This is a genomic window from Exiguobacterium sp. AB2 (assembly GCF_000696055.1).
Taxonomy (GTDB): domain Bacteria; phylum Bacillota; class Bacilli; order Exiguobacteriales; family Exiguobacteriaceae; genus Exiguobacterium; species Exiguobacterium alkaliphilum.
In genome coordinates, this window is sequence record NZ_JNAA01000101.1 from 1 (window position 1) to 3,978 (window position 3,978).

5 protein-coding genes are annotated in these 3,978 nt (G+C 52.7%); 3 read left to right on the forward strand and 2 right to left on the reverse strand.

Going from position 1 to position 3,978, the window contains the following annotated elements; all coding sequences use genetic code 11:
* Positions 1-8: 8 nt before the first annotated feature.
* On the reverse strand, positions 9-278 hold the full coding sequence (locus DI14_RS11825) for a hypothetical protein (RefSeq protein ID WP_152545910.1): 270 nt from the start codon (positions 276-278) through the stop codon (positions 9-11).
* Between the two features lie 251 nt (positions 279-529).
* Between DI14_RS11825 and tnpA the strand changes: the two genes are divergently transcribed.
* Entirely contained in the window at positions 530-928 is a 399-nt protein-coding gene (tnpA, locus tag DI14_RS11830; protein ID WP_029594769.1) for an IS200/IS605 family transposase, read from the forward strand.
* A 5-nt stretch (positions 929-933) separates the two neighbouring features.
* Positions 934-2,025 (forward strand): IS200/IS605 family element RNA-guided endonuclease TnpB, encoded by a 1,092-nt coding sequence (gene tnpB, locus DI14_RS11835; protein ID WP_034808804.1) that lies wholly within the window; start codon positions 934-936, stop codon positions 2,023-2,025.
* 262 nt (positions 2,026-2,287) lie between these two features.
* Here the strand turns inward: tnpB and DI14_RS15380 are convergent, their stop codons facing one another.
* Positions 2,288-2,524: a hypothetical protein gene (locus tag DI14_RS15380; protein WP_034808806.1), complete on the reverse strand. Its 237-nt coding sequence runs from the start codon at positions 2,522-2,524 to the stop codon at positions 2,288-2,290.
* A 193-nt stretch (positions 2,525-2,717) separates the two neighbouring features.
* Here DI14_RS15380 and DI14_RS11845 point away from each other — a divergent pair, with 193 nt between their 5' ends.
* The gene (locus DI14_RS11845; protein ID WP_034808808.1) at positions 2,718-3,959 is read left to right on the forward strand and encodes a UDP-glucose/GDP-mannose dehydrogenase family protein; all 1,242 of its coding nucleotides are present in this window, start codon (positions 2,718-2,720) and stop codon (positions 3,957-3,959) included.
* Positions 3,960-3,978 lie beyond the last annotated feature (19 nt).

Sequence of the window (3,978 nt, forward strand, 5' to 3'; positions counted from 1 at the left end):
GAAGTGGGTTAATCCGAAACGGAAGGGGTACGGCAAAATTGGATGACGTTGATGAGTGTCGATGCGACGAGACCGATGACGAGCGGTACCGTGATGACACCGATGCCTTGTTCGGTGACGATCATATTGCCTTCCTCATAATAGCCTTTCAAGTAGAATAGGCCTGAACCGATCGTCTCGTTCAGTTCGAACGTCGAGACGTTAAGGTACACCATGATGGCGCAGAGTGAGATGACGCTGATGGAGACGAATAGTGTGGAGAATGATAGTTTGTTCATCATAATAGCGCTCCTATACTGTTAGACTGAGTAACTCTATATTACCATTAAATTACAGTAAGTGTGTGAGCCAATGGATTCATCGTTTGTGAAATAGTAGTTACTATTTTAACAAAATTAGGCGAGAATTCTCCCTCCTCTAAGTGTCTCGGGGCGAAGCCCAGCGTAGGTGGGAGATGAATCGCCCGTCTTGTCGAGATTGTATGTTCTTGATACAATCAGTGTAACCAATCAAAAGGACTGAACTATCAATGAAAATGGATACAAACAAACATTCAGTCTTTCTCCTGAATTACCACCTCGTCCTGGTGGTCAAATATAGACGCAAGGTGATTGACGAAGACGTCTCGGAGTTCGCGAGACAGACGTTCGAACGGATCGGCGCGTCATACCATATCACACTGACCGAATGGAATCATGACGGCGACCATATCCATGTGTTGTTCAAAGCCCACCCGAACACAGAGATGTCGAAGTTTCTGAACGCCTACAAGAGCGCCAGCAGCCGACTGATCAAACGAGACTTTCCGCACGTCAAGAGACGACTGTGGAAAGAAATGTTCTGGTCCCGGAGCTACTGCCTCGTGACGACCGGTGGTGCGACGATCGACGTCATCAGGCAATACATCGAAAAACAAGGAGAGGAGTGATCACTTTGCTGAAGGCGTACAAGTTTCGACTATACCCGACAAAGTCACAGAAAGGACACTTCGTGAAGACGTTCGGTTGCGTCCGTTTCGTCTACAACAAGATGCTCGAGGAACGGATCCGGTTGTATGAGGAGTCGAAGTTGAATCCCGACGCGAAGCAGAAGCTCCCGACCCCGGCGAAGTACAAGCCCGAGTTCCCTTTCTTGAAAGAGGTCGACAGTCTATCCCTGGCGAACGCCCAGATGGACTTGAACAAGGCGTATGCCAACTTCTTCCGCGACAAGTCTGTCGGGTTCCCGAAGTTCAAATCGAAGCACGGCGACCGCGCCTCCTACACGACCAACAATCAGAACGGGAGCGTCCGGATCGAGGACGGGAAGGTGAGACTTCCTAAGGTCGGCTTCGTGAAGTTCAAACAACATCGTCCTTTCGAGGGGATCATCAAGTCCGCGACAATCTCGATGACGAAGACGGGCAAGTTCTTCGTCTCCATCCTTGTCAATCAAGGCGAGGAAAAATGGGTTCCTGCCAAGACCAAGATCGGGATCGATCTTGGTCTTGAGCACTTCGCCATCATGACAAATGACGAGATGGTTTCTGAGAAGATTGACAATCCTCGTTTCCTTCGCAAGTCAGAAGAGAAGGTCAAGAAGGCGCAGCGCGCCCTGTCACGAAAGAAGATCGGAAGCAAGAACCGGGAGAAGGCCAAGCTGATCCTCGCCAAGAAACACGAGAAGATCGCAAACCAACGCAAAGACTTCCTTCATAAACTGTCGAAACGAATCGTTGACGAGAACCAAGTCATCGTCGTGGAGACGCTGAAGTCGCAAAATATGATGAAGAACCACAAGGTCGCCAAATCGATCGCAGATGTCAGTTGGTACGAGTTCGTCCGACAGTTAGAATACAAGTGCAAGTTCTACGGACGGACTCTTATCAAAGCGGATCAGTGGTTTGCATCGACGCAAATCTGCTCTTCCTGTGGATCAAAAGGCGAGAAGAAAACAGTGGATGTCCGTGAATGGACGTGTACGTGTGGCGCGCATCATGACCGCGACATCAATGCGAGCATCAACCTGTTGATGTTGGCCGACTGAAATGATGTTGGCAGACTGAAATACCTTCAGGGCAGGGACTTGCCCGACGAGCTTGGTAAACAATCGTGGCTAGTAAACGTGCGGTCTTCCCAAGAAGCTCCCACTTCAATTTGCGAAGCGAATAAGTGGCGAGTAGTTCACACTGATTCCCATATGTTTAAAAAACTTGTGAAAGACGTCACGATACTAGAATGAATACGTCTTTTTGCAAGGGAATTTTGGTAAAGAAAGAGAATACATCAAAAAAAGCATTTGACGGTCGTCAAACGCTCTTCTCTTGCCGATTGCGATCTCTGCGCCACTTCCAAACGATGAGGCCGATGATGAGAAGTAATGGGGCGGCCACCCATGGACGGGCTTCCAAAATGGAGACGATTTCGAAGATGGAGAGCCAACCGCTCACCATGATCAAGATGAGAAGGAAGGTTTTCAGTCCCTCCCGGACCGGAAACCAATAATAGATGAAGAGTGTAACCAAAAAGAAAGCGAGTAAGCCCATACGATTAGTCCTTTCTAGCGTCATTTTGACCCATTATAGCACTTCCCCGCGCCAGCGCGCACTTCCGAGCCGACCCGTCACCCTACCAAATGAAAAAAGTCAGTCCCGAAAGAACATTCGAGCGCGTTATCGCCTTCCCTTCATCCCGGCTTTTCGCTACTGTGGAAGGGAGCATACCGAAGGAGGAACTAGCGTGAAATTTGGAATCATTGGTTTAGGCTACGTCGGATTGGCCACGTTGTGCGGACTCGCGAAAGCGGGGCACGAGGTCATCGGCGTCGAGAAACACATACCAAAACTCGAGCAGTTAAAAGGCGGCACGGTCCCGTTCCACGAACCGGGTATGGCCGAAGTGCTCTCCGAATATAAAGACGCGATCACGTGGACGGACGATGTCGGGCTCGCGTCAGGTGCCGACTACGTCATTCTCGCCGTCGGGACGCCGAGCCGCGAAGATGGCAGCTGTGACTTGTCATACATCGAAGCGGCGCTCGCCGCGTTCAAGACACCGCAAAAGATCATCATCCGGAGCACGGTGCCGCCGGGGACGACGAACGTCTTGAAGGTGATGTATCCGGCGCACACGTTCGCCATCGTGCCGGAATTCTTACAGGAAGGACGCGCCTTGGCGGACGTATTGAAACCACATCGCGTCGTCATCGGCAGCGATGACCTCGAGATGTGTGAAGAACTCGCGGGCATTTACGGCCGCCTCGGCGTCCCGCTCGTCTGCACATCACCGATTAACGCCGAGTTCATCAAGTACGCCTCGAACGCGTTCCTCGCGACGAAAATCAGCTTCATCAACGACTTGTCCCGTCTCGCCGACAAGGCCGGGGCAGACATCACGACGATCGCCGACGGCATGGGGCTCGACCCCCGCATCGGGCGTTCGTTCTTGAACGCTGGGCTCGGGTATGGCGGCTCGTGTTTCCCGAAAGATATGGCCGCGCTGCTTCACGTCGCGCAGGAGAACGGTCTCGACTTACCAGTCATCCGGGCGGCTGCGGAGACGAATGACGCCCAAATCCGTTACTTGTTGTCGAAGCTCGACGTGACCCGCGGCATGCGCGTCGCCTTCCTCGGGCTCGCCTTCAAACCGGGGACGGACGATATGCGTGACGCCCCGTCCATCGCGCTCGCCCAGCAGCTGCTCCTGCAAGAAGTCGAGGTCATCGGCTACGACCCGCTCGCGACGTGGGATTACCGCCAAGCCGACACGGTGGAAGAGGCGCTCGACGGAGCAGACTACGCCATCCTCGTCACCGAGTGGGAAGAACTCGTCAACTTGAAACCGGAAGCGTTCGCCGGCATGCGTCAACCGCGCTTCATTGACGCCCGCAACGCATGGAAGTTCGCCCGCGACCCGCGTGACGTTCAATACGAGGGCGTTGGTCGGATGCAACAGAAGGTGAATCCTTCGACGTCGAAATGAACAAAGACGAGACCTCAAC

What these genes read in the sequence shown, in the direction of transcription:
- DI14_RS11825 (WP_152545910.1), bottom strand. Translation starts at nt 278, where the DNA reads ATGAACAAACTATCATTCTCCACACTATTCGTCTCCATCAGCGTCATC.
- tnpA (WP_029594769.1), top strand. Translation starts at nt 530, where the DNA reads ATGAAAATGGATACAAACAAACATTCAGTCTTTCTCCTGAATTACCAC.
- DI14_RS15380 (WP_034808806.1), bottom strand. Translation starts at nt 2,524, where the DNA reads ATGGGCTTACTCGCTTTCTTTTTGGTTACACTCTTCATCTATTATTGG.